The sequence below is a fragment of the Leisingera sp. MMG026 genome (assembly GCF_021654205.1).
Taxonomy (GTDB): Bacteria; Pseudomonadota; Alphaproteobacteria; order Rhodobacterales; family Rhodobacteraceae; genus Leisingera.
Genome location: NZ_JAKFZM010000029.1, coordinates 38,916 through 59,361, shown reverse-complemented (window position 1 = coordinate 59,361; position 20,446 = coordinate 38,916). Strand labels below are relative to the sequence as shown.

The window sequence follows — 20,446 nt, the reverse complement described above, 5'->3', positions numbered from 1 at the left end:
CTCAAAAACCAACAATAGAATAAGGTTCAGTTCTGCTCTTCCAGAACCTTGCGGGCGGCCCGGAAGCATTCCAGCGCTTGCGGAACACCGCAGTAGATACCGATCACATGGATGATCGCCCGGATCTCCTCTTTGGTGACGCCGTTGTTAAGGGCGCCGCGGCAATGCAGCTCCCATTCGTGCATCTTGCCCAGCGCACCGATCATAGAGAGGTTCATCATTGACCGGGTCTTGGCGTCGATCACATCGTCGCCCCAGCCAAAGCCCCAGCACCAGGCGGTCATCGCCTCCTGGAAAGGCCGGGTGAAATCATCCGCCGCGGCCAGGTTCTTTTCGACATACTCGGCGCCAAGGGTTGCCTTGCGCTGCTCCATTCCCTTCAGGAACAGATCTTCGTCAAATGCGCTCATCTCAGCCTCTCAATTTCATGGCGATGTTTTTGGTCTGCACGTAGTTCCACAGCGCCTCGCGGCCCTTTTCGCGGCCGTAGCCGGATTTGCCGTAGCCGCCAAAGGGGGTTTCGACCCCTCCGGCATACCATTCGTTCACAAAGACCTGGCCTGCGCGGAGCTGGCGGGCGCAGCGGGTGGCGCGGTCCAGGTCGCGGGTGAAGACGCCGCCAACCAGCCCGTATTCGGTGCCGTTGGCGATCGCGATCGCCTCGGCGTCGGAGCGGAACTTGAGCACCGAGAGGACGGGGCCGAAGATTTCCTCGTTGGCGATGCTGTCGTTCGGGGTGATGCCGGAGACGATGGCCGGGGCCAGGAACGCACCCGCATTGCCAACGGGCGTGCCACCGGTGGCAACGGTGGCGCCGTCTGCCTGCGCCTGCTGGACGATGCCCAGGGCGCGGTCGCGCTGGGGCATGGAAACCATGGCGCCCATGTTGGCGCCAAACTCCGGCCGGTCGATGCCGGGGCCAACGTTCAGACTGCTGGCCACATTCACCGCGCGCTCGACCAGCTCATCATGGCGGCTTTCGTGCACGATCACCCGGCTCATGGCGCTGCACACCTGACCTGCATTGAAATAGATGCCCCAGCGGATGTCATTCTCAAACGCGTCGAGGTCGGCGTCCTCATGCACGATGGCAGCGGACTTGCCGCCGAGTTCCAGCACGCAAGGCACTACGTTCTGCGCCGCTGCGGTGGCGATACGGATGCCAGTGGGAACAGAGCCGGTAAAGACGATCTGGTTCACCTGGCTGTGACCGGAAAGTGCCGCGCCCGCTTCGTGGCCATATCCGCAGAGGATATTGACCGCGCCAGCCGGGAAACCCGCAGCTTCAGCCGCGCGGGCGAGCCAGGCATTGGTGAGCGGGGTGAGTTCCGGCGTTTTGATCACGCAAGCGTTGCCGGTGGCAAGTGCAGCCGACAGCGAGCGCGCCGTCATCTCCACGGGGTAATTCCAGGGGATGATCTGGGCGGAGACGCCCATCGGCTCATTCTCGGTCCAGTCAAAATAGCCGCCGCCCAACGGGATCGAGCGGCCTTCGACAGTACTGGCCTGATTTCCGTAATATTCGAAATAGAGGGCCGCGCCTTCGACCTCGATCCGGGCTTCCCAAAGCGGCTTGCCTTGTTCCAGAGTCAGGACGCGCGCGATCTCGTCGATATTGTCGAGCAGATAGCGACCCATCGCCTGCACCATGCGCCCGCGCGCAATCGGGCGCAGCGATGACAGCTCCCCTGACAGATGCAGCCGGCGGGCGGCCTGCACGGCACGGTCCACGTCGGCGGCATCAGCCAGCGCGTGCCGGGCCAGCAGTTCGCCATTCGCCGGGTTGGTGACATCAATCCACCCTGCCCCGCCGGGCACCCAGGCGCCGTCGATGTAGTTCAGCCATTCGGCATCTAGCTGTGTCATTTTCGTTAGGTCCCTGCTGCAAGATCATGGTCTGCCGCTTCACGCATCCACTTCTGAAGATGCAGGATTGAATGTTCCGAGTTCACTCCGCAAGAGGGATCAACCACCAAGGGTCCGGGAACATAGCCGCGGCTTTTGAGGCCGCGCTGCACGGATTCAACCAGGTGGATATCCTCCTCTACCGTGGTTGCCCGGTCCTGAACCGCCATCCGGCGCACGGTTTCATTGTCCTCGCCGCCGATGGAATACCAGCCGCGCCAGACCACCACGTGATCAGCGTCCACGGCCCGCCAATGATAGGTGTTCAGCAGATTGCCCGGGTAGACCTGAAAGGAGAACATCGGCCAGAGGAACCAGCTGGAGTATTTCTCGTTGTTTTCAAAACCGGAGTTGATGTCATAAGTCATCTGGTCCAGCGAATTGCACTCAGTCGTGTGGCGCAGGCAATAGCCCTGGGGCTGGATGTCATAGGTTTCCGGCTTGATCACCCCAGTGGAGAAGGTCGGGTGGTTCAAGCTGCAGTGGTAGCATTCAGAGTAGTTCTCAACGGAAACTTTCCAATTGCAGGCCTCCGGGATACCCACCCATTCCAGCGGCTTCAGGTCCGCCCAATTGGGGACAAAACTTTCAAGCTCAGCCCGCACATCCGGGAACCAGTCTTCCATCGGCCGCGCCTCCGGGTCGAGGTTCACAAAGATAAAGCCAAGGAAAACCTCGGTGCGGACCTCGGTCAGACAAACCTTGGATTTGTCGAACCCCTGAACCGATTTGAGGTTCGGCCCGGCGCGCAGCTGGCCGGTCAGCTCATAGGTCCAGGCGTGATAGGGGCAGACCACAACCCGCGTGGTGCCCTCGCCCGAGACAAGCTGATGGGCGCGGTGCTGGCAGACGTTATAGAAGGTGCGGATTTCGCCATCACGCCCCTTGATGCTGAACAGGTTTTCGCCGGCCATCTCAAATGCGAAATAGTCGCCGGTGTTTTCCAGCTGGCTGGCGTGGCCGGCAAACTGCCAGCTGCGCGCCAAAAGGCCCTTGCGCTCAGCCTCAAAGAGGACCGGGTCGATGTAATACCGCGCCTCAAGAGAATGGATCGGGGCTGCGTTCATTCAGGGTCCTCCGCGTAGATGCCCAGCTGGTGCCGGCGTTTATGGAACTTCTCCACCCGCGCGACAATTTCCTCGCTGGAGACCGCAATCACAAAGGAGAGCAAAGTTTCCAAGAGAGCGATCATCGAGACGGATGACGGGAAGAATTGCGGTGTATCCACCACGACGGTGAACCCAAGGTCCGCATTGAGGATCACGGGGCTGGCAGGGCTGTCGGAAATACCGACGATTATGACCCCTTGTTCGCGCGCGATCTGGACCGCCTCGATCACTTCGGCCCGATAGGGCTTGCAGGTCATCGCGATCAGCACATCCTGGCCGTCCGCCCAGGCAAGATCATCCACCGCCGTCGAGCCGGGCCGCGGTATGGCGTGGAATTGCTTCATGCCGGTTGAGGCAAGATAGGTGAAATTGCGGGCATTGGCGTTATTGACGCCGACACCCAGCGTGAACACCTGGCGGGAATTCCAAATCGCATGCGCTGCTGCCTCCAAAGCGCTGGCGTCGATCCCTGCAAAGGTGTCTTCGATATTGCGGATCGCGGCACCAACCATATCGGCATAAAGCCCGCCCAGTTCACCGGACTTGGCCGTATCCTGCAACCAGCGGGCGCGGTCAGGAAACGACACCCCGCCTTTGCGAATCGCCTCGCGGAAGGGGGCGCGGAAATCCTCGTAGCCGTCAAAGCCCACCTGCCGCGCCATGCGGACAAAGGTGTTGGGCTTCACATTTGCAGCCTCCGCAATCTCGCGCACGGTGGAGACCCCAACATCGGCAGGGTTTTCCAGCACATAGCGGGCCGCCTTCTGTGCCTCAGGAGTCAGCGCATCCCACTCCTCCGTGAGGCGCTCCAAAACAGTCAGTGATACATTTGTGCCATTCATGATTGACGATGGTACAAATATGGAATTAGCCTGTCGAGCAGAAAAGCGCATTGCAATCAGGAACAGCGAAATGGCTGAGAAAGATTTCCCGGCACAGGCCCGTGTGGTCATCGTGGGCGGCGGCGTGATGGGGGTGGGCCTGGCCTATCACCTGGCGCATGAGGGCTGGGGCCCGGAGGTGGTTTTGCTGGAAAAGGCTGAGCTGACCTCGGGTTCGACCTGGCACGCGGCGGGCCAGATCACCCACTCCACCAGCTCCTTTGGCCTTGGCAAATGCGTGGATTACAACATCGGCCTCTATTCCGGAAAGCTGGAGGAAGAGACCGGCCAGGCGGTTACCTGGCACGGCTGCGGCTCCTTCCGCCTGGCCTACACCGAGGATGAGATAGACTGGCTGCGCCACACCTTGTCCGTGGGCCGGTCGCTGGGGTTCAATATCGAACTCACCGGCCCGGAAAAGGTTGCCGAGCTTCATCCCTTCTATAATCTCGAAGGGGTTCTGGGGGCGCTTCATACCCCCGACGACGGCCATGTGGACCCGACCAACGTCACCATGGCAATGGCCGCAGGCGCCCGCCAGAAGGGTGCCCGCATCATCCGCCATTGCCGCGCCACCAACATCACCCAAGGACCGGGCGGCGAGTGGATTGTGGAATCGGAAAAAGGCACCATTCGCTGCGAGCATGTGGTCAATGCCTGCGGCACCTATGCCCGCCAGATGGGCGAATGGTCCGGGCTGCAGCTGCCGATGACCTCGATGACCCACCACTATTTTGTGACCGAACCGGTGCCGGAGTTCGAGGCACTGGACAAGGAACTGCCGGTGATCCGCGACGACAGACAGGTCTCCGGCTACATCCGCATGGAGCAAAAGCGCGGGCTGATCGGCATCTACGAGAAGGAAGGCAGCAACTCGGTCTGGCACGACCATTGCCCCTGGGAGTATGAGAACTGGCTGTTTGACGCAGATTACGACCGGGTGATGCCGTGGCTGGAGGAAAGCCTGAACCGGATGCCGGTCTTTGCTGACCTCGGCATCCAGCGCGAGGTGCATGGCGCGATCTCGCATCCGCCCGACGGCAACCCGTTGATCGGCCCGGCGCCGGGCGTCAAGAACTACTGGTGCTGCTGCGGCACCCAGATCGGCATCGGCTGGGGCCCGGGTCTCACCCGCGAGCTGGCCCGCTGGATGGTGCATGGCGCCGCCGATATCTCGATGCGCGACTACGACCCGCGCCGCTTTGGCTCCTATGCCACCAAGGACTGGCAGGTGACCAAGGCGCATGAGGACTACAAGCTGCGCCACGAGATCCCCTTCCCGCATTTCAACCGACTGGCGGGCCGCCCTATCAAACCTTCTCCGCTTTATGAGCGGCTGAAGGACAAAGGCGCTGTCTACGAAGAGGTCTTTGGCCACGAGCGTCCGCGCTGGTTTGCCAGGAACGGCGTGGAGCAGCGCGACCACTATTCCTTCAAGCGCAACGAAGTGCACCATTTGGTCGGCCTGGAGTGCAAGGCCGTGCGCGAGGGCGTGGGTATCATGGACATCTCCGCCTTCACCAAGGTTACGGTCTCGGGCCACGGCGCCGCCGCCCTGCTGGACCGGCTGACCGCCAACCGCCTGCCGCAAAAGACGGGCGGCATCGCCCTCACCCACATGCTGAACCGCCGCGGCCGGATTGAGCTGGAAACCACCGTGGTGAAGCTGGCGGAGGGCAGCTACTACCTGGTCTGCGCCGCCTTCTTTGAACAGCGGCTGCTGGACCACCTGAACCAGAACCGCGCAGGTGAAGAGGTGGAAATCACAACGCTGTCCACCGATTGGGCAGCCATCGCTCTCAACGGCCCGAAAGCCCGCGAGGTCCTGAGGGCCTGCACCGATGCGGACCTGACAAACGCCGGTTTCAAATGGCTGACCGCGCAACAGATCGAAGTTGCGGGCCATAAGCTCCGGGCCTTCCGGATGTCTTATGCGGGGGAACTTGGCTGGGAGCTGCACATCCCGCGCGGCAGTGCCCTGGCGGTCTATGACGCGCTGTGGGCAGCGGGTGAGGCGCATGGCATTGCCGACTACGGCTCGTTTGCGATGAATGCGATGCGGATGGAGAAGGGTTTCAAGGGCGCGAGCGAACTCACCAACGAAGTGACGCTGGCCGAGGCGGACGTGCTTCGCTTTGCCCGCACCGACAAGGCGTATCTAGGCAAGGACAAGACGCTGAACGCAGCTGATAAGCCCTGGGTCTGCGCCTATCTGGAGATTGAGCCAGACGGCATCACCGACGGCCATGGCGGTGAAGCCGTCCTGCTGGAGGGCCAGGTCGTGGGTTCCACCGCCTCGGTCGCCTATGGCCATACCGTCGGCAAGATCCTAGCCTTTGCTTATCTAAAACCGCACGCCAATGTGCCGGGCACGCAGATCGAGGTGATTGTTGCCGGAGAGCCGCGCAAGGGCCGGATCCTGGGCGCCCCCGCTTATGACCCCGACAGCCTGCTGCCCCGTAGCGACGCGGAACGCACTCCGGCAGAATGAGCAAACAACAGGCCCCCTTCATCTTTTCAAAAATACTCCGGGGGAGCCGAAGGCGGGGGCAGCGCCCCCTCCCCATAGCCAATAGGGAAACACAAAAAATGACCCTGCCCGACACAATGAATGCGATGGTTCTGACCGGCCACGGCGGTCTGGACAAATACGAATGGCACCAGGACTGGCCGGTGCCGCAGCCGGGTCCAATGGAGGTGCTGATCAAGGTCGGCGCTTGCGGGCTGAACAACACCGATGTGAACACCCGCTCCGGCTGGTACTCCAAGTCCATCAAAGGCGCCACCACCGGCGGCGCCTTTGACGAAGCGGGCGAGGAAGACCCGAGCTGGGGCGGCCGCCCTCTGACGTTCCCGCGCATCCAGGGGGCCGACGCGGTCGGCGAAGTCGTGGCCGTCGGCGATGGTGCCGATCCAGCCCTGATCGGGAAGCGTGTCATGGTCGGCGGCTGGGTCCGCGACTGGGACGACCCCGAGAACAAAGACAAGGCCGGATACTTCGGCTCCGAATGCGATGGCGGCTTTGCTGAATACACTAAGGCGGATGCGCGCGGTGTGGCGGTGGTCAACAGCCCCCTCACCGATGCGGAGCTGGCAACTTTTTCCTGCTCTTATGTCACCGCCGAAGGGATGTTGAGCCGGGCGGGCGTGGACACCGGTGACACGGTGCTGGTCCCCGGCGCCTCCGGCGGGGTTGGCGGTGCGCTGATCCAGCTCGCCAAACACCGCGGCGCGCGGGTGATCGCGATGTCCTCGGAAGCCAAACATGCAGAAGTGGCCGGGCTTGGCCCCGACCTGATCCTGCCACGGTCGCCGGAAAACCTGCAGGCTGCGCTTGGCGGCGAAAAGGTCACCGTGGTGGCCGATGTGGTCGGCGGCGCGGCCTGGCCCAAGCTGATCGGCGTGCTGGAGCGCGGCGGCCGCTACACCTGCTCCGGCGCGATTGCCGGACCGTTGGTCGAGCTGGACCTGCGCACCTTCTATCTGCGTGACCTGACCTTCACCGGCTCCACCGTAACTCCGCACCGCAACTTCACCGACGTGGTCTCCTATATCGAAAAGGGCGAAATCAAACCGGCACTGGCCGCAGCCTATCCGCTGTCGGACCTGAAAGAGGCGCAGGCCGCTTTCATCGCCAAGAAGCACACCGGCAATATCGTGGTGCTCCCATGAGCCGGGTGCTGTTTGATAAGGCGCTAGAGGCCGCCAAGGCCTACCATGCGGCGCTGCCCGCAGCAGCTGAATTCCAGCCCTGGCCCGATGACATCACTTGGGCAGGTCGCGCAGGCCATCAAATTCCCGGCGCAGAACTTGTGCAATCCGACCCGGGTTTTGCTGCCAAAGGCATCCCGGCTGAGGCCGAGGTCCGCGCCCTGCAACAGGCGATCATGGCGCTGGCTCCGCACGCGGAATGGCGCCTCACCTATACCGAGAAAGAAGTCGGCAAGGACTTCCTGCAGCGCTATGGCTGGTTTGAGCTGGTGGGGCCCACCGGCCACTTCCATTCGCAGCAAAGCCGGATGACAATCGGCTACTGGGGGCCGGGTCTCAACTATCCCTGGCATCAGCATGGGCCGGAAGAGCTCTATACGATCCTCTCCGGCAGTGCCGACTTCATGGCCAAGGGCGAGGAAGTCCGCCGGCTGGTGCCGGGCAGCACCAAGATGCACGGGCCCGGCCAGCCGCATGCGATGATCACCAACGAGCATCCTATCCTCTGCTTCGTGTTCTGGCGCGGCGAGGGGCTGGCGGATGATCCGGCAATGTCCCCGGGCTGACCACAGGAGCGCCAGAGATGAAGATCACCTGTATCCGCATCTTTCAGACCGGCCTGCCTTATGCTGACGGCGCCTATGTCCGGGGCGCAGGCAACGCCATTGAAACCGCCACCGCCTCAATCGTTGTAACCGGCACCGGCGCAGGGCAGCAAGGCTGCGGCGGGTTCACCCTCTGCGGCGGAAATTGCATCGCGGCGCATTCCGAATGCGTGCCGCCACTGGCACGGCTGATAGCGCCCGCGCTGACCGGCGGCGCACCGATGTACCGGATGGCATCCCGAAAGGGCACTGCGGAGACCATAGCCGGGATGGGCGGCTGCCGAACACAAGGATACTGCCGGTTCCAGGTCAAGACCGCGGCGATCGGGCTGAAACCGGCAAGCTCTATGCGCCGGATGCACCCGGGCCTGGCGCGGCAGCGGATTTCGAATGCCCCGGCACGCCGGCGGCCGCATTCGGAACCGCCAAATGACACACCCGGTCTTCTTCTGGCCGAAGATATCCCCGCCGGAGGCTCCCGCACTCTCAACAAGGACCGTCCCACATGACCATCGCAGCCCAGGCCACCCGGATAACCGGCGATGTCCGCATGCGGATGACCCGCTTCAACTTTGCCCCCGGCGCCGAAACCGGCTGGCATTAGCAGGCGATGGACTAAGTGATCACCGCCGTCACAGACTGCTGCATGCGGCTGGAGCCGCCGGGCGGCAAGATAAAGGAAACCACTGTCCCCGCGGGGACAGCCTACCGCCGCGAGGAAGGCGTCGAACACAATGTGATCAACGCCGGAGATGCCTCGATGAGCATTGTGGAAGTGGAGCTGAAATGAAGATCACCCGGATCACTGTCTACCAGCTTGTTTTGCCGCTGAGCGAGCCCTATTACCTTTCGGGCGGGCGGTTGAAGTTCGAGAAACTCGACAGCTCCTTTGTGCGCATTGATACCGACGAGGGCATCTCGGGCTGGGGGGAAGGCTGCCCCTGGGGGCATACCTATCTGCCCGCACACGGGCCGGGGATCCGGGCCGGCATTGAAACGCTGTCGCCTGCGTTGATCGGGCTGGATCCGCGCAGCCTGGATCATGTGAACCGGGTGATGGATGTGCAGCTGCCGGGGCATCCTTATGTGAAATCACCGGTCGACATGGCCTGCTGGGATATTCTCGGCAAGGCTACAGGCCTGCCGCTGTGGCAGCTTCTGGGCGGGGCCGAGGCAGCACCGGTGCTGGTGAACTCCTCCATTTCCACCGGCAGCCCGGAAGATATGCTGGCGCTGATCGCCCGTGCCGCGCAAAAGGGCTATACCGTGCATTCGGCCAAGGTCGGCGGCACCGATACCGGCCTCGACATCGACCGGATCGAAGCGATCTCGGAAAGCTTGCCCAAGGGCCACAAAGTGACCTTCGACGTAAACCGCGCCTGGCAGCCGGGGGTCGCAGTGGAGGTGCTGAACTCGGTCAAGGCCCGCGACTGGGTAGAGCAGCCCTGCGAAACCTTGGACCAATGCGCCCATGTCGCCTCCCGCGTTTCCAATCCGATCCTGCTGGATGAATGCATGCATGACTTCGGCGACCATCTGGAGGCCTGGAGGCGCGGCGCCTGCGAGGGCGTGAAGGTGAAGCCGAACCGGGTCGGCGGGCTGACCCGCGCGCGGCAGATCCGCGACTTTGGCGTCTCGGTGGGCTGGCAGATGCATATCGAGGACCTGGGCGGCTCGGCGCTGGCCGATACCGCGGCGATCCATCTGGCCGCCTCGACACCGGACGCCAACCGGCTGGCAAGCTGGCTTTGCCACTATCATCTGGACGTGGACCCGGTGCCAGGCCAGGGCGCGCGCAATGACGCAGGGGTATCGGTGCCGCCCTCCCTGCCCGGACTTGGTGTGATACCGGAAGACGGCGCACTGGGGGACCCGGTTGCGGTCTACGGAGGCTGAGGCGATGCCTGCACAGTTGCTGCATGAGCTGACACAACTGGCTGCCCGGACTGAAGGCCTGGGCTGGTTTGCTGCGCGGATGCAGAGCCTGCCGCGGCTTTGGGTGGAACCGCGCCGACTGCCGGTCTGCGGGAAAATTGAAGAGCTTGCGGATGCCGGAAGGCAGTTCTGCAAATTGACCACGCCCGCAGTGGCCGCGCTGGCCGCTGCCCTGCCCCGATTACGCTGGCAGCAGACATACACCGAGGCTGACGGGTTTTCCCGCGACTGGCTGGACAATTACGGCTGGGTCAATCTGATCTCGCCTGAAGGGCTGTACCAAAGCGATGAAATGCGGCTTTCCATCGGCTATTGGGGCGCTGGACAGCATTACGGCGAGCATTCGCATGCGCCGGAGGAGACCTACCTGATCCTTGCAGGCCAGGCCCGGTTCCACTCCGAAGGCCGCACAGCGCGGGATGCGGGGCCTGGGGACATAGTCCACCACGCCCCGCACCAGAAGCACGCCATAGATATGGTGCCGGGACCGCTGCTGGCGGCGGCGTTTTGGCGCGGTGACGACCTTTTGAAGAAATCCGACCTGGGGACACGCACATGAAAATCACCCGGATATCCCTGTGGCATGTGCCGCTGACCAGCCACACCGCCTATTACATGGCCGAGGGCAAGACCTGCAGCACAGTCGAAAGCGTGGTGCTGGCGCTGGACACTGATACCGGCCTCACAGGCTGGGGCGAGGTCTGCCCGATCCCGCATTACCTGCCCGCCTATGCCCGCGGCGTGGTGCCCGCGGTCGAGGAGATGGCGCCGCTGCTGCTGGGTGCCGATCCGGTGGGGCCAGAGGCGGTGATGGCGAAGCTGGACGCCTGGCTTCAGGGGCACGCCTATGCCAAATCAGCCATCGACATAGCCCTGTGGGACCTGACAGCGCAGGCGGCAAATCTGCCGCTTCATGCATTGCTGGGCGGACAGCGGCAGGCGGATATGCCGCTTTATCATTCGATCACCTGTGTCGCCCCCGAGGAGATGGCCCGCATAGCCCGCGAGGCGCAGGCCACCGGCATCACCCAGTTTCAGGTGAAGCTTGGCGCCGACCGCGACTGGCAGGCCGACGTGGCGCGGCTGCGGATGGTGCGCGAGGCGGTCGGCGATGGTCCGCTGGTCTATGGCGATTGGAACTGCGGTGCCTCCTCGCTGGATGCCTCCCGCGTGGGCCGGGCTGTTGCAGATCTGGACATCATGCTGGAACAGCCCTGCGCCACCATCGAGGACTGCGCCCGGGTGCGCGCGGCCTGCGGCTTGCCGATGAAGCTGGACGAGAACGCTCATGACATGGCCTCCTTGCTGGCAGGTCATGCTGCGGGCGTGATGGATGCGGCCGCCATCAAACTGTCGAAATTCGGCGGTCTGTCGGCCTCGCGCCGGGCCCGCGACCTGTGCCTGCATTTGGGTGCAAAAATGTGCATCGAGGACACCTGGGGCTCGGACATTACCACCGCTGCCCTGCTGCATTTGGGTGCTGCTACCGAACCGCTTCGGCTGATGAACGTCTGCGACCTGTCCTCTTATGTCAGCCCGCGGCTGCATCCGGCGGGTCCAGAGCGCAGCAATGGCCGCATTGCCCCGCCCGAAGGCCCCGGCCTGGGTGTACGTCCCGACCGCGAGGGACTGGGCGCTCCCGCAGCTGTGATCGATTAATTTTTGACTTTTTGGTCAAATTCCACCTAACTTCGGGCAACCCGGCCCTCAACAGGAATTGAAGACATGGAAAAGATCCTCTCCCAGGCTGAATGGACCGAACGCGCCCGCGCGGTGCTGCCCGCGGGCGGATTTGGCAATTTCGAACCCGGTATCGTCATCCGCGAGGGCAAGGGTGCGCGTGTGCGGGATGAAGACGGCAAGGAGTACATCGACTATCTGATCGGCTCCGGTCCGATGATGCTGGGCCATGGCCATCCGGAAGTGATGGAGGCGGTGCTGGAGCAGCTACCCAAGGGTATGACTTTCTTTGCCAGCAACACCCGCGGCATTGAGCTGGCCGAGGAAATTTGCCGTGCCGTGCCCTGCGCCGAACAGCTGCGCTATGTCTCCACCGGCGGTGAGGCGGACATGTATGCAATCCGTCTGGCGCGGGCCTTCACCGGGCGCACCAAGATCGTGAAGTTCGAGGGCGGCTATCACGGCATGTCGGCAGAGGCGCAGATGAGCCTGGCGCCCTCGGTACGGGTGAACTTTCCGCAGGCAGTGCCGGACAGCGCCGGGATCCCGCCGTCGGTCGCCGCCGAGGTGCTGGTGGCGCCGTTCAACGATTTTGAGTACATCAAGCAGCTGATGGCAGAGCACGGGCACGAGATTGCGGCGATCATCGCCGAACCGCTGCAGCGCATCGTGCCGCCGCTGCCGGGTTTCCTGGAGCTGCTGCGCGAGGAGACCCGGAAACACGGCAGCCTGCTGATTTTTGACGAAGTGGTGACCGGGTTCCGCTCCACCTACGGCGGCGGGCAGGAGCTGTATGGCGTGACGCCGGATCTGGCGGCATTGGGCAAGGTGATTGGCGGCGGCTTCCCCCTGGCAGCCATCGTTGGCCGTGCCGATGTCATGCAGCATTTCGACAAGGCGCAAGTCGGCGCCGAGGGCTGGCTGATGCAGCTGGGCACGCTGTCGGGCAATCCGGTGGCGGCGGCGGCGGGCCTCAAGACCATGGAGGTGCTGCGCCGCGAGGGCGCCTATGACCGGCTGAACGGCACCGGCAAGCGGCTGATGCAGGCAACCAGTGCGGCGCTGGAAGAGGCCGGGGTGCCGTTCCGGATCGTCGGGGAGCCTGCGCTGTTCGAAGTTGTGTTCACGGACAGCAAAGTCCGGGACTACCGCGATACCCAGGCGGGCAATGCGGAGCGCACCAGACGGTACAATGCGGTGCTGCGCGCGGAGGGCATCTTCAAGTCGCCAGGCAAGACCTACCCAAGCCTGGCACTGACAGAAGAGGATCTGGAACAGACCGAAGCAGCCATCCGCAAGGCGGCAATGGCTCTGGACTGATCCAGGCGGCTTTTGCCGGGCTGTGAACCCCGGGTGTAACGGCGGGCCCTGCAGCACCGCCGTTCATCGGATCATGCCGCCCCCAGGCTTTCGGCCAGCTCCTGGATCTGGCGCCAGGTCTCCAGTGGCACCGCGATCCGCCCCTCCGAAGCCGCGCGGTGGTTGCGTTCGCGCTCCCCTGGGATCTCTACCTGCTCAAATCCCGGCGCAGGCGGGCAGCTGCGCAGATCGGCCAGCACGTCTTCGGCCGCAGCCTGCATGGCCGGCGCGTCGCGGAACCGGGTGGCCTCCAGGGTGATCAGCAGCCAGTTGCATTCGGTTGTGGACGGCCCCAGCATCGCCTCGCCGATGAGTTCAGCCACCAGCGCCAGCGCATAACCCTTTTGCGCGCCGGCAGGCAGGATGGCACCGCCTGCAAAATAGTCTTCGGGGTCGCGGGTCGGGTTGCCATTGCGGTCGATCACGCAGCCCTCCGGCAGCAAAGCGCCCGCGGATTTGGCAGCGTAGATCCAGCCGCCCGCAATCTTGGACGTTGCAAAATCCAGCACCACCGGCCCCTGGGCGCCGCCCGGGATGCCTGCGCACCAGGGGTTGGTCGGCAGTTTGGCCTGCGCCCCGCCATGGGGCGCCACCTGGCGCCAGGTCTGCCGGTTGCCGCCGCCGATGCAGATGGTCAGAAAACCCTGCTCTGCCGCCATGTCGGCAAAGGCGCCATGGCGGCCGGTGTGACCCGCATGACGGATGGAAAGCGCCGAAATCCCGCGCTCCCGCGCCTCGGCGATGCCGGTTTCGTAGGCAAGCTGCATCGCCGGGATGCCGATGCCGCCGCCACCCTCGACCCGCATCACACCGCGGCTGTCCCGGAAGGCACGCGCTGTGCCCTTGGGGTCCAGATAGCCTGACCGCGATTGATTGGCATATTCCAGCACCCGCATGACACCGTGGCTTTCCACACCGCACAGGCTGGTGTCGGTCAAATGATGCGCTACTTGCGCCGAGACATCCACGCTGTACCCCAGGCTGGTGAAAATTTTGCGGATCAGGCCTTCTGCCTCAGCCGCTTCGACGGATGTGCGGCTCCCCCGCAGGGTGAGCTTGGAAACTGGTGATTGCATCAACGCATGCGCCCCCAGCAGGGTATTGGGCATTGGCTCCTTTGTGAAAGAGACTGATCTGCCATGCCGCGGTCTCCGTCCCCCTGCCTGCACCAATCACTCTACCGCCGGGCAGCAGCGGGAAAAGAAGGCAAAACGGAACAATCTATACTGCTAGGATTGTTATCCCGTTTCACCAGATTGCTGCGGTTCAGGCCACTGAGCGCAACCTTGGGCATGCACGGGCGGCGCAGGAGCGATAGGGGTCCTGAACTGGACTGCCGCCGGGGTCAGGCCCTGGCAGCGGTGACGATAAATTCGACCAGAAAATCCTCGCTGGCCAGCTTTGCCTCGCCGCAGGCGCGTGCCGGGGCGTGGCCTTCGGGCACCCAGGCGTCCCAAACTGCGTTCATCCCGGCAAAATCCTTCATGTCGGCAAGCCAGATCACCGTCTGCAGAATGCGGGTCTTGCTGCTGCCGGCCTCGGCCAGCAGCGCGTCGATCTTGTCCAGGCAATCCTGGGTTTGCTGCGCCACGCTGGCACCGGCAGTGCCGACCTGGCCTGCCAGATAGATGGTATCGCCATGGGTCACGATCTGGCTCATGCGCTGGCCGGTGTGTTTGCGGGTAATATCAGTCATCAATTTATCTCCCTTGCGCTGAATGGAACGTTTTACGCTATGTGCCCGGTTACTGGGTCAACAGCCAGTCAGTCCCCGACGGGCAAAACCTGCGCCGGACCTGCTTGGGGTCCTGACTGTCCTTGAGGAAGGCCTGATGCTGCAAAAGCAGGCAATCACCCTCCTTGCCGGCCACCCGGACCTCGCCATGTGCGCCACTGTCCGGATTGGTCCATTCAGCCCGATTGCCAGTGCCGGCCTGCGCCTCGGCCAGCAGAGACTGTTCGGCCTGGCGCATGATATTGGTGTCCTGCGGCGTCAGCCCTGACTTGGCCAGAATACGGCTGAGCGGGTTGGCCGCGGCGGGTGCTGCAGCAAGTGCTGCCAGCGCCAGAATTCCGATTAGTCGCATTTGAATACTCCTGCCTGAAAGAAACCGGCCTGTTGCCCAGTAAGGCGCAACCGGAGGTCAATGTCCATGCAGCAGCCGGTCTTCTGATCAGGAGAACTTGCGGAACAGGCGGGTCATATCAAACAGCTCATCCAGACGGTCGTAGCGGTCCTTGGTTTTGTCCCAGCTTTCCTCCTGGGTGGCGGCGATCATCGCCTCCAACAGCATCATGGTGGAGATGTTGGAGTCCCAGGCGGACGGGATCTCGACCCAGCAATTGAAAGTATGTTCGGCAACCGACGCAATCGGGCTGGCCCATTGGTCCGTAATAAGAACAATCTTTACTCCGCGTTCGGAGGCGAGTTCGGCCAAGCGCTGCAGGTTGGTTTCATAACGGCGCACATCGAACAACAGCAACGTGTCACCCTCGACCATATCCAGCACGTAGTGCGGCCAGGTGGCCGAGGATGACGTCATATGCGTGACCCGCTGCCGGATCGCCTGGAAATGGGTAAAGGCGTAATCCGCCAGCGCCCGGGTGATACGGCCGCCAACCACATATAGCCGCCCCTCGGTGTTTGACAGCTGGTGAACCGCCGCATCGAACTGCGCGGTGTCGATGTTGGAAAACGTCTGCTGCAGGTTGTCGGTCACGGCCTGTGCAAATCTGTTCAGCAGGTGGCCTTCGGGTGCCTCGGTCGCCCAATTGTCCCGCCGCTTGGTCGGGCCTGAGACTTTGGCCTCCAGCTCCTTCAGCAGTGCCTGGTGGAATTGCGGATACCCTTTGAAGCCCAGCTTCTGCACCATCCGCGCCACTGTGGGCGTCGAAACGTCAGCATTAGCAGCCACAATCGTGATCGAAGCCAATCCTGCCGCAGGGTAATTCTCCAACAGCAAATTCGCAAACTTGCGTTCGGACTGGGTGAGCGAGGAATAGGTCTCTCGGATCAATTCACGAACGGTGGCTGGCGATTTCGTCAACGGGGCATTCCTGCTTTTGAACAAACACTTTCCTACCCGGATCCGTCCTGAAAAGAAAGTTTCAGGAATCTCTGTGCGAAACCGGTCATGAAAATATATTGACACAAATATCTCTTCATGGAAAGATTTTTCCAAATCGCAGGGGGGCAACATATGCGAGAGAGCGATTCTCACGCTCAAGCGGAGACAGTAGAGGTGGTGAACCGCGAGGGCACCAGCCAGGTTCTACTGCTGTGCGAGCACGCCTCCAGCAACATCCCCGTGCGCTATGACGGGCTGGGACTGCGGGATGAGGACCTGCTGAGCCACGCCGCCTGGGACCCGGGCGCGCGGGCGGTGGCCCTGCATATGTCCCAGGCCCTGAATGCACCGCTGGTGGCCAGCACCGTGTCGCGGCTGGTTTACGACTGCAACCGTCCGCCTGAAGCTGCCTCGGCGATGCCGGAGAAATCCGAACTGGTAGAGGTGCCCGGCAACAAAGACCTGACAGCCGCGCAGCGGCAGGAGCGTGCGGACACGGTTTATGCACCGTTCTGCAGCGCTGTCTCCGAGCTGATCAAGACCCGCAAGGATGCTGGGCTGCAATCCGTTCTGGTCACCATGCACAGCTTCACCCCGGTTTATTACGGCGAGGTCCGCACGGTTGAGATCGGCATCCTGCACGACGCCGACAGCCGCCTGGCTGACGCCATGCTGGCCGCAGCCCCTGCCCTGCCGCACCGCCGGGTAGAACGGAATGAACCCTATGGCCCGGCGGATGGCGTCACCCATTCGCTGAAGATCCACGGGCTGGCACACGGGCTGGCCAATGTGATGATCGAAATCCGCAACGATCTGGTGACCACGCCAGAAGAAGAAGAGGCCATGGCAGAAGAAATGCTGACATTGCTGCGCCCGGCCCTGGCCGCGCTGGCGGCGGAAGGGGGCTTTGGTGCCTAAAGTAATAAGGGCCTATGTCCGCGGCATTGACGCGATGAACCGCCTCATCGGCCGCTTCGCCATGTATCTGATCTTTGCCCTGATCGGGGTTTTACTGTGGTCGTCGGTCTCCAAGACGTTCTTCGACCCTTCGCACTGGACGCTGGAGACGGCGCAGTTTGTGATGGTGGCCTATTACATTTTGGGCGGGCCATATTCGATCCAGATGGGATCAAACGTGCGGATGGATCTGTTTTATGGCGGCTGGTCAACAAAAACCAAGGCGCTGGTTGATGCTTTCACTGTGCTGTTCCTGATCAGCTACCTGATGATCCTGATGTACGGCGCGCTGAGTTCTACGGCCTATTCGCTGGGATACTTCGGGCTGGAGCCTGTGCAGTTCTTCTGGGACCTGCTGAAGACGCTGCTGAGTGAAGGCCCTGCCGCTGCTGGTGAAAAGCTCGGCTATCTCGAGCGCAGTTCCACCGCCTGGCGCCCCTTCCTGTGGCCCGTCAAAACCATCCTCTGCTTCGGTGTCTTTCTGATGCTGCTGCAATGCCTTGCCGAATTGTTCCGGGATATCGGACGCCTGCGCGGAGTTGAAATCTGATGTCCTACGAATGGATTGCTATCGTCATGTTTGCCGGCATGATGCTGATGCTGATGACCGGCCAGCGAGTGTTTGGCGCCATCGGCTTTGTCGGTGCGGTTGCGGGCATGCTCTTGTGGGGCACCGGCGGGGTGGAGATCCCCTTCTCCGCGGCGATGAAGCTGATGAAATGGTATCCGCTGCTGACGCTGCCGATGTTCATTTTCATGGGTTACGTGCTGTCTGAATCGAAGATCGCCGATGACCTCTACCGGATGTTTCACGTGTGGATGGGTCCGGTGAAGGGCGGTCTGGCGATTGGCACCATCGGTCTGATGGTTCTGATTTCGGCGATGAACGGCCTGTCGGTGGCCGGCATGGCAATCGGTGCCACCATTGCGCTGCCGGAACTGCTGCGCCGCGGCTATGACAAGATCCTGGTGACAGGCACCATTCAAGCGGGGTCGTCGCTTGGGATCCTGGTGCCGCCGTCGGTGGTGCTGGTCCTTTATGCGATGATCGCACGCCAGCCGGTGGGCCAGCTGTGGCTGGCAGGTGTGATCCCCGGCCTGCTGATGGCCACCATGTTCATCATCTACATCTACGTCCGCTCCCGCATGCAGCCCGATCTGGGTCCGGCCATGCACCCCGAGGATCTGGCAGAATACGAGCAAATCACCGACCACCCGCTGCGCTTGAACTACATCGTGCTGGGCGCGCTGGTGCTGGTGCCGCTGCTGATCAAGACCGGCACGTTGGAGGCCAAAGCCGCGCTTGGTGTGGCGCTGGCCCTGGGCGCGCTGTCCTTCCTGACCCGCAAGAACGCGCTGTTTTACAAAGACGTGTTCATGAAGGAAAAATACCGCCTGCTGTTCTCCGGCGTGCTGCCGCTGGCGATCTTTGCCGCGATGATGGTGCCGTTTGTGAACGGCTGGACATCACTGGTGGAAAGCTCGGCCATCGGAGCCATGACCGCCTTTATTGCCGCGGTGCTGAAGGGGCGGATGACCAAGGATGTGTTTGAGACTTCGGTGCGCTCGACCCTTGGCATCTCTTGCATGTTCATGTGGATCATCCTGGCGGCGCTGGCCTTCGGGGCGATCTTTGACGGCCTCGGCGCGGTCAAGGCCATCGAAGACCTGTTCACCACCAAGCTGGGGCTGTCGCCTTGGATGATCCTGATCCTGATGCAGCTGAGCTTCATCGTGATGGGCACCTTCCTGGATGACACCGCAATGCTGGTGATCGTGGCGCCGCTCTATGTGCCGCTGGTGGGGGCGCTTGGGTTTGATCTGATCTGGTACGGGGTGCTTTATACCATCACCACCCAGATCGCCTATATGACGCCGCCATTCGGCTATAACCTGTTCCTGATGCGGGCGATGGCGCCGCCGGAAATCGGGCTGAAGGACATCTATGTCTCGATCATCCCCTTTGCCGCGGTGATGGTGCTGGCCCTGGCCCTGATCATGATCTTTCCGCAAATCGCCCTGTGGCTGCCGGATTATGTCTACGGAAAATAACCAAGGAAGAGTCCCGCCAAGGGACCGGATATTTCAACAAGGAGTGAGTATAATGACAACAAGACGCAAGTTTCTGAAGACCGCCGGCGTTGGCGCCATGGCGGCACCTCTGGCCACCCCGGCCCTGGCCCAGTCCACCATCAAATGGCGGATGCAGACCTATGCCGGTGCGGCGCTGGGTGAGCATGTGATCAAACCCGCCATCGACATGTTCAACAAGATCGCCGGCGACCGGATGCAGATTGAGCTGTACTACGCCGATCAGCTGGTCCCCACCGGCGAGCTGTTCCGCGCCATGCAGCGCGGCACCATCGACGCGGTGCAATCGGATGATGACTCGATGGCCTCGCCCACCGAAGTCACCGTGTTCGGCGGCTACTTCCCCTTTGCCTCGCGCTACTCGCTGGACGTGCCGGTGCTGTTCAACCAGTATGGCCTGAACGAGATCTGGGACGCGGAATATTCCAAGGTCGGCGTCAAGCACATCTCGGCCGGCGCCTGGGACCCCTGCCACTTTGCCACCAAGGATCCGATCAACTCGCTGGCGGATCTGAAGGGCAAGCGCGTCTTCACCTTCCCGACCGCAGGCCGCTTCCTGTCGCAGTTCGGCGTGGTGCCGGTCACCCTGCCCTGGGAAGACATCGAAGTCGCGGTGCAGACCGGCGAACTGGACGGGATCGCCTGGTCCGGCATCACCGAAGATTACACTGTCGGCTGGTCAAAGGTCACCGACTACTTCCTGACCAACAACATCTCCGGCGCCTGGGCCGGGTCGTTCTTTGCCAACCAGGGCCGCTGGAATGAACTGCCCGAAGATCTTCAGACCCTGTTCCGCGTCTGCTGCGACCAGTCGCACTATTACCGTCAGTGGTGGTACTGGGGCGGTGAAGCCAACCTGCGCGTCAACGGCAGCGACATGAAGCTGACCACCATTCCGGATGACGAATGGGCACAGGTCGAAGACGCCGCAGTGAAGTTCTGGGACGAGATCGCGGCCGAGTCCGAGACCAAGGCAAAGGTTGTCGAGATCTTCAAGAAGTACAACGCCGACATGCAAAAGGCGGGCCGCCCCTACCGCTACGGCTAAGGGACGGGCAAACAAAACGGAACTTGGCCTGCCGCGCAGCAGGCCAAATTCCTTACCCAAGGAATTTGCCAAAACTTTTGAGGAAAAGTTTTGGCCC

At 62.4% G+C, this 20,446-nt stretch carries 21 protein-coding genes; 13 read left to right on the top strand and 8 right to left on the bottom strand.

Translation table 11 applies throughout. The features are described 5' to 3' along the window. Positions 1–26: 26 nt before the first annotated feature. Genes L1069_RS16150 through L1069_RS16135 form a run of 4 tightly spaced genes read right to left on the bottom strand, consistent with a single transcriptional unit; the run spans position 27 to position 3,856 of the window. The gene (locus L1069_RS16150; protein ID WP_237456351.1) at positions 27–410 is read right to left on the bottom strand and encodes a carboxymuconolactone decarboxylase family protein; all 384 of its coding nucleotides are present in this window, start codon (positions 408–410) and stop codon (positions 27–29) included. Between the two features lies 1 nt (position 411). Next, positions 412–1,866, bottom strand: a complete 1,455-nt coding sequence (locus L1069_RS16145; RefSeq protein ID WP_237456350.1) for an aldehyde dehydrogenase family protein — start codon at positions 1,864–1,866, stop codon at positions 412–414. 5 nt (positions 1,867–1,871) lie between these two features. Continuing rightward, on the bottom strand, positions 1,872–2,972 hold the full coding sequence (locus tag L1069_RS16140; protein WP_237456349.1) for an aromatic ring-hydroxylating dioxygenase subunit alpha: 1,101 nt from the start codon (positions 2,970–2,972) through the stop codon (positions 1,872–1,874). After that, positions 2,969–3,856 (bottom strand): MurR/RpiR family transcriptional regulator, encoded by an 888-nt coding sequence (locus L1069_RS16135; RefSeq protein ID WP_237456348.1) that lies wholly within the window; start codon positions 3,854–3,856, stop codon positions 2,969–2,971. Before L1069_RS16135 ends, L1069_RS16140 begins: the two co-directional genes overlap by 4 nt. A gap of 70 nt (positions 3,857–3,926) precedes the next feature. On the opposite strand from L1069_RS16135, the gene L1069_RS16130 reads away from it, so the two are divergent. The 9 genes from L1069_RS16130 to L1069_RS16090 all read left to right on the top strand — a co-directional run bounded on the left by L1069_RS16130 (position 3,927) and on the right by L1069_RS16090 (position 13,146). Continuing rightward, a complete protein-coding gene (locus L1069_RS16130) occupies positions 3,927–6,386 on the top strand; it encodes an FAD-dependent oxidoreductase (RefSeq protein ID WP_237456347.1) in 2,460 nt (819 codons plus the stop codon). Between the two features lie 98 nt (positions 6,387–6,484). Beyond that, a complete protein-coding gene (locus tag L1069_RS16125; RefSeq protein ID WP_237456346.1) occupies positions 6,485–7,567 on the top strand; it encodes an alcohol dehydrogenase family protein in 1,083 nt (360 codons plus the stop codon). Further along, a complete protein-coding gene (locus L1069_RS16120; RefSeq protein ID WP_237456345.1) occupies positions 7,564–8,172 on the top strand; it encodes a dimethylsulfonioproprionate lyase family protein in 609 nt (202 codons plus the stop codon). The genes L1069_RS16125 and L1069_RS16120 overlap by 4 nt, the downstream gene beginning before the upstream one ends. Positions 8,173–8,189: 17 nt before the next feature. Continuing rightward, entirely contained in the window at positions 8,190–8,720 is a 531-nt protein-coding gene (locus L1069_RS16115) for a hypothetical protein (protein WP_237456344.1), read from the top strand. Between the two features lie 110 nt (positions 8,721–8,830). After that, positions 8,831–9,001, top strand: coding sequence for a hypothetical protein (locus L1069_RS24280; protein WP_343328064.1), 171 nt, complete (start codon positions 8,831–8,833; stop codon positions 8,999–9,001). Next, entirely contained in the window at positions 8,998–10,107 is a 1,110-nt protein-coding gene (locus tag L1069_RS16105) for a mandelate racemase/muconate lactonizing enzyme family protein (RefSeq protein ID WP_237456343.1), read from the top strand. The genes L1069_RS24280 and L1069_RS16105 overlap by 4 nt, the downstream gene beginning before the upstream one ends. A 4-nt stretch (positions 10,108–10,111) precedes the next feature. Continuing rightward, on the top strand, positions 10,112–10,705 hold the full coding sequence (locus L1069_RS16100; RefSeq protein ID WP_237456342.1) for a dimethylsulfonioproprionate lyase family protein: 594 nt from the start codon (positions 10,112–10,114) through the stop codon (positions 10,703–10,705). Further along, entirely contained in the window at positions 10,702–11,805 is a 1,104-nt protein-coding gene (locus L1069_RS16095; RefSeq protein ID WP_237456341.1) for an enolase C-terminal domain-like protein, read from the top strand. The genes L1069_RS16100 and L1069_RS16095 overlap by 4 nt, the downstream gene beginning before the upstream one ends. A gap of 66 nt (positions 11,806–11,871) precedes the next feature. Next, positions 11,872–13,146, top strand: a complete 1,275-nt coding sequence (locus tag L1069_RS16090; protein WP_237456340.1) for an aminotransferase class III-fold pyridoxal phosphate-dependent enzyme — start codon at positions 11,872–11,874, stop codon at positions 13,144–13,146. A 71-nt stretch (positions 13,147–13,217) separates the two neighbouring features. On the opposite strand, the gene L1069_RS16085 is transcribed toward L1069_RS16090, so the two are convergent. From L1069_RS16085 to L1069_RS16070, 4 genes are all read right to left on the bottom strand, one after another. After that, complete coding sequence (locus tag L1069_RS16085) at positions 13,218–14,294, bottom strand: Ldh family oxidoreductase (RefSeq protein WP_237456339.1); 1,077 nt, start codon at positions 14,292–14,294, stop codon at positions 13,218–13,220. Between the two features lie 236 nt (positions 14,295–14,530). After that, a complete protein-coding gene (locus L1069_RS16080; RefSeq protein ID WP_237456338.1) occupies positions 14,531–14,881 on the bottom strand; it encodes a RidA family protein in 351 nt (116 codons plus the stop codon). Between the two features lie 49 nt (positions 14,882–14,930). Further along, entirely contained in the window at positions 14,931–15,272 is a 342-nt protein-coding gene (locus tag L1069_RS16075; protein ID WP_129369956.1) for a hypothetical protein, read from the bottom strand. 87 nt (positions 15,273–15,359) lie between these two features. Next, a complete protein-coding gene (locus L1069_RS16070) occupies positions 15,360–16,232 on the bottom strand; it encodes a MurR/RpiR family transcriptional regulator (RefSeq protein WP_129369955.1) in 873 nt (290 codons plus the stop codon). A gap of 153 nt (positions 16,233–16,385) precedes the next feature. Between L1069_RS16070 and L1069_RS16065 the strand changes: the two genes are divergently transcribed. Genes L1069_RS16065 through L1069_RS16050 form a run of 4 tightly spaced genes read left to right on the top strand, consistent with a single transcriptional unit; the run spans position 16,386 to position 20,349 of the window. Continuing rightward, a complete protein-coding gene (locus L1069_RS16065) occupies positions 16,386–17,171 on the top strand; it encodes an N-formylglutamate amidohydrolase (RefSeq protein ID WP_237456337.1) in 786 nt (261 codons plus the stop codon). Further along, positions 17,164–17,760, top strand: coding sequence for a TRAP transporter small permease subunit (locus L1069_RS16060; protein WP_134830559.1), 597 nt, complete (start codon positions 17,164–17,166; stop codon positions 17,758–17,760). The genes L1069_RS16065 and L1069_RS16060 overlap by 8 nt, the downstream gene beginning before the upstream one ends. After that, positions 17,760–19,262 (top strand): TRAP transporter large permease subunit, encoded by a 1,503-nt coding sequence (locus L1069_RS16055; RefSeq protein ID WP_237456336.1) that lies wholly within the window; start codon positions 17,760–17,762, stop codon positions 19,260–19,262. The genes L1069_RS16060 and L1069_RS16055 overlap by 1 nt, the downstream gene beginning before the upstream one ends. A gap of 52 nt (positions 19,263–19,314) precedes the next feature. Next, on the top strand, positions 19,315–20,349 hold the full coding sequence (locus tag L1069_RS16050; RefSeq protein WP_129369951.1) for a TRAP transporter substrate-binding protein: 1,035 nt from the start codon (positions 19,315–19,317) through the stop codon (positions 20,347–20,349). Positions 20,350–20,446 lie beyond the last annotated feature (97 nt).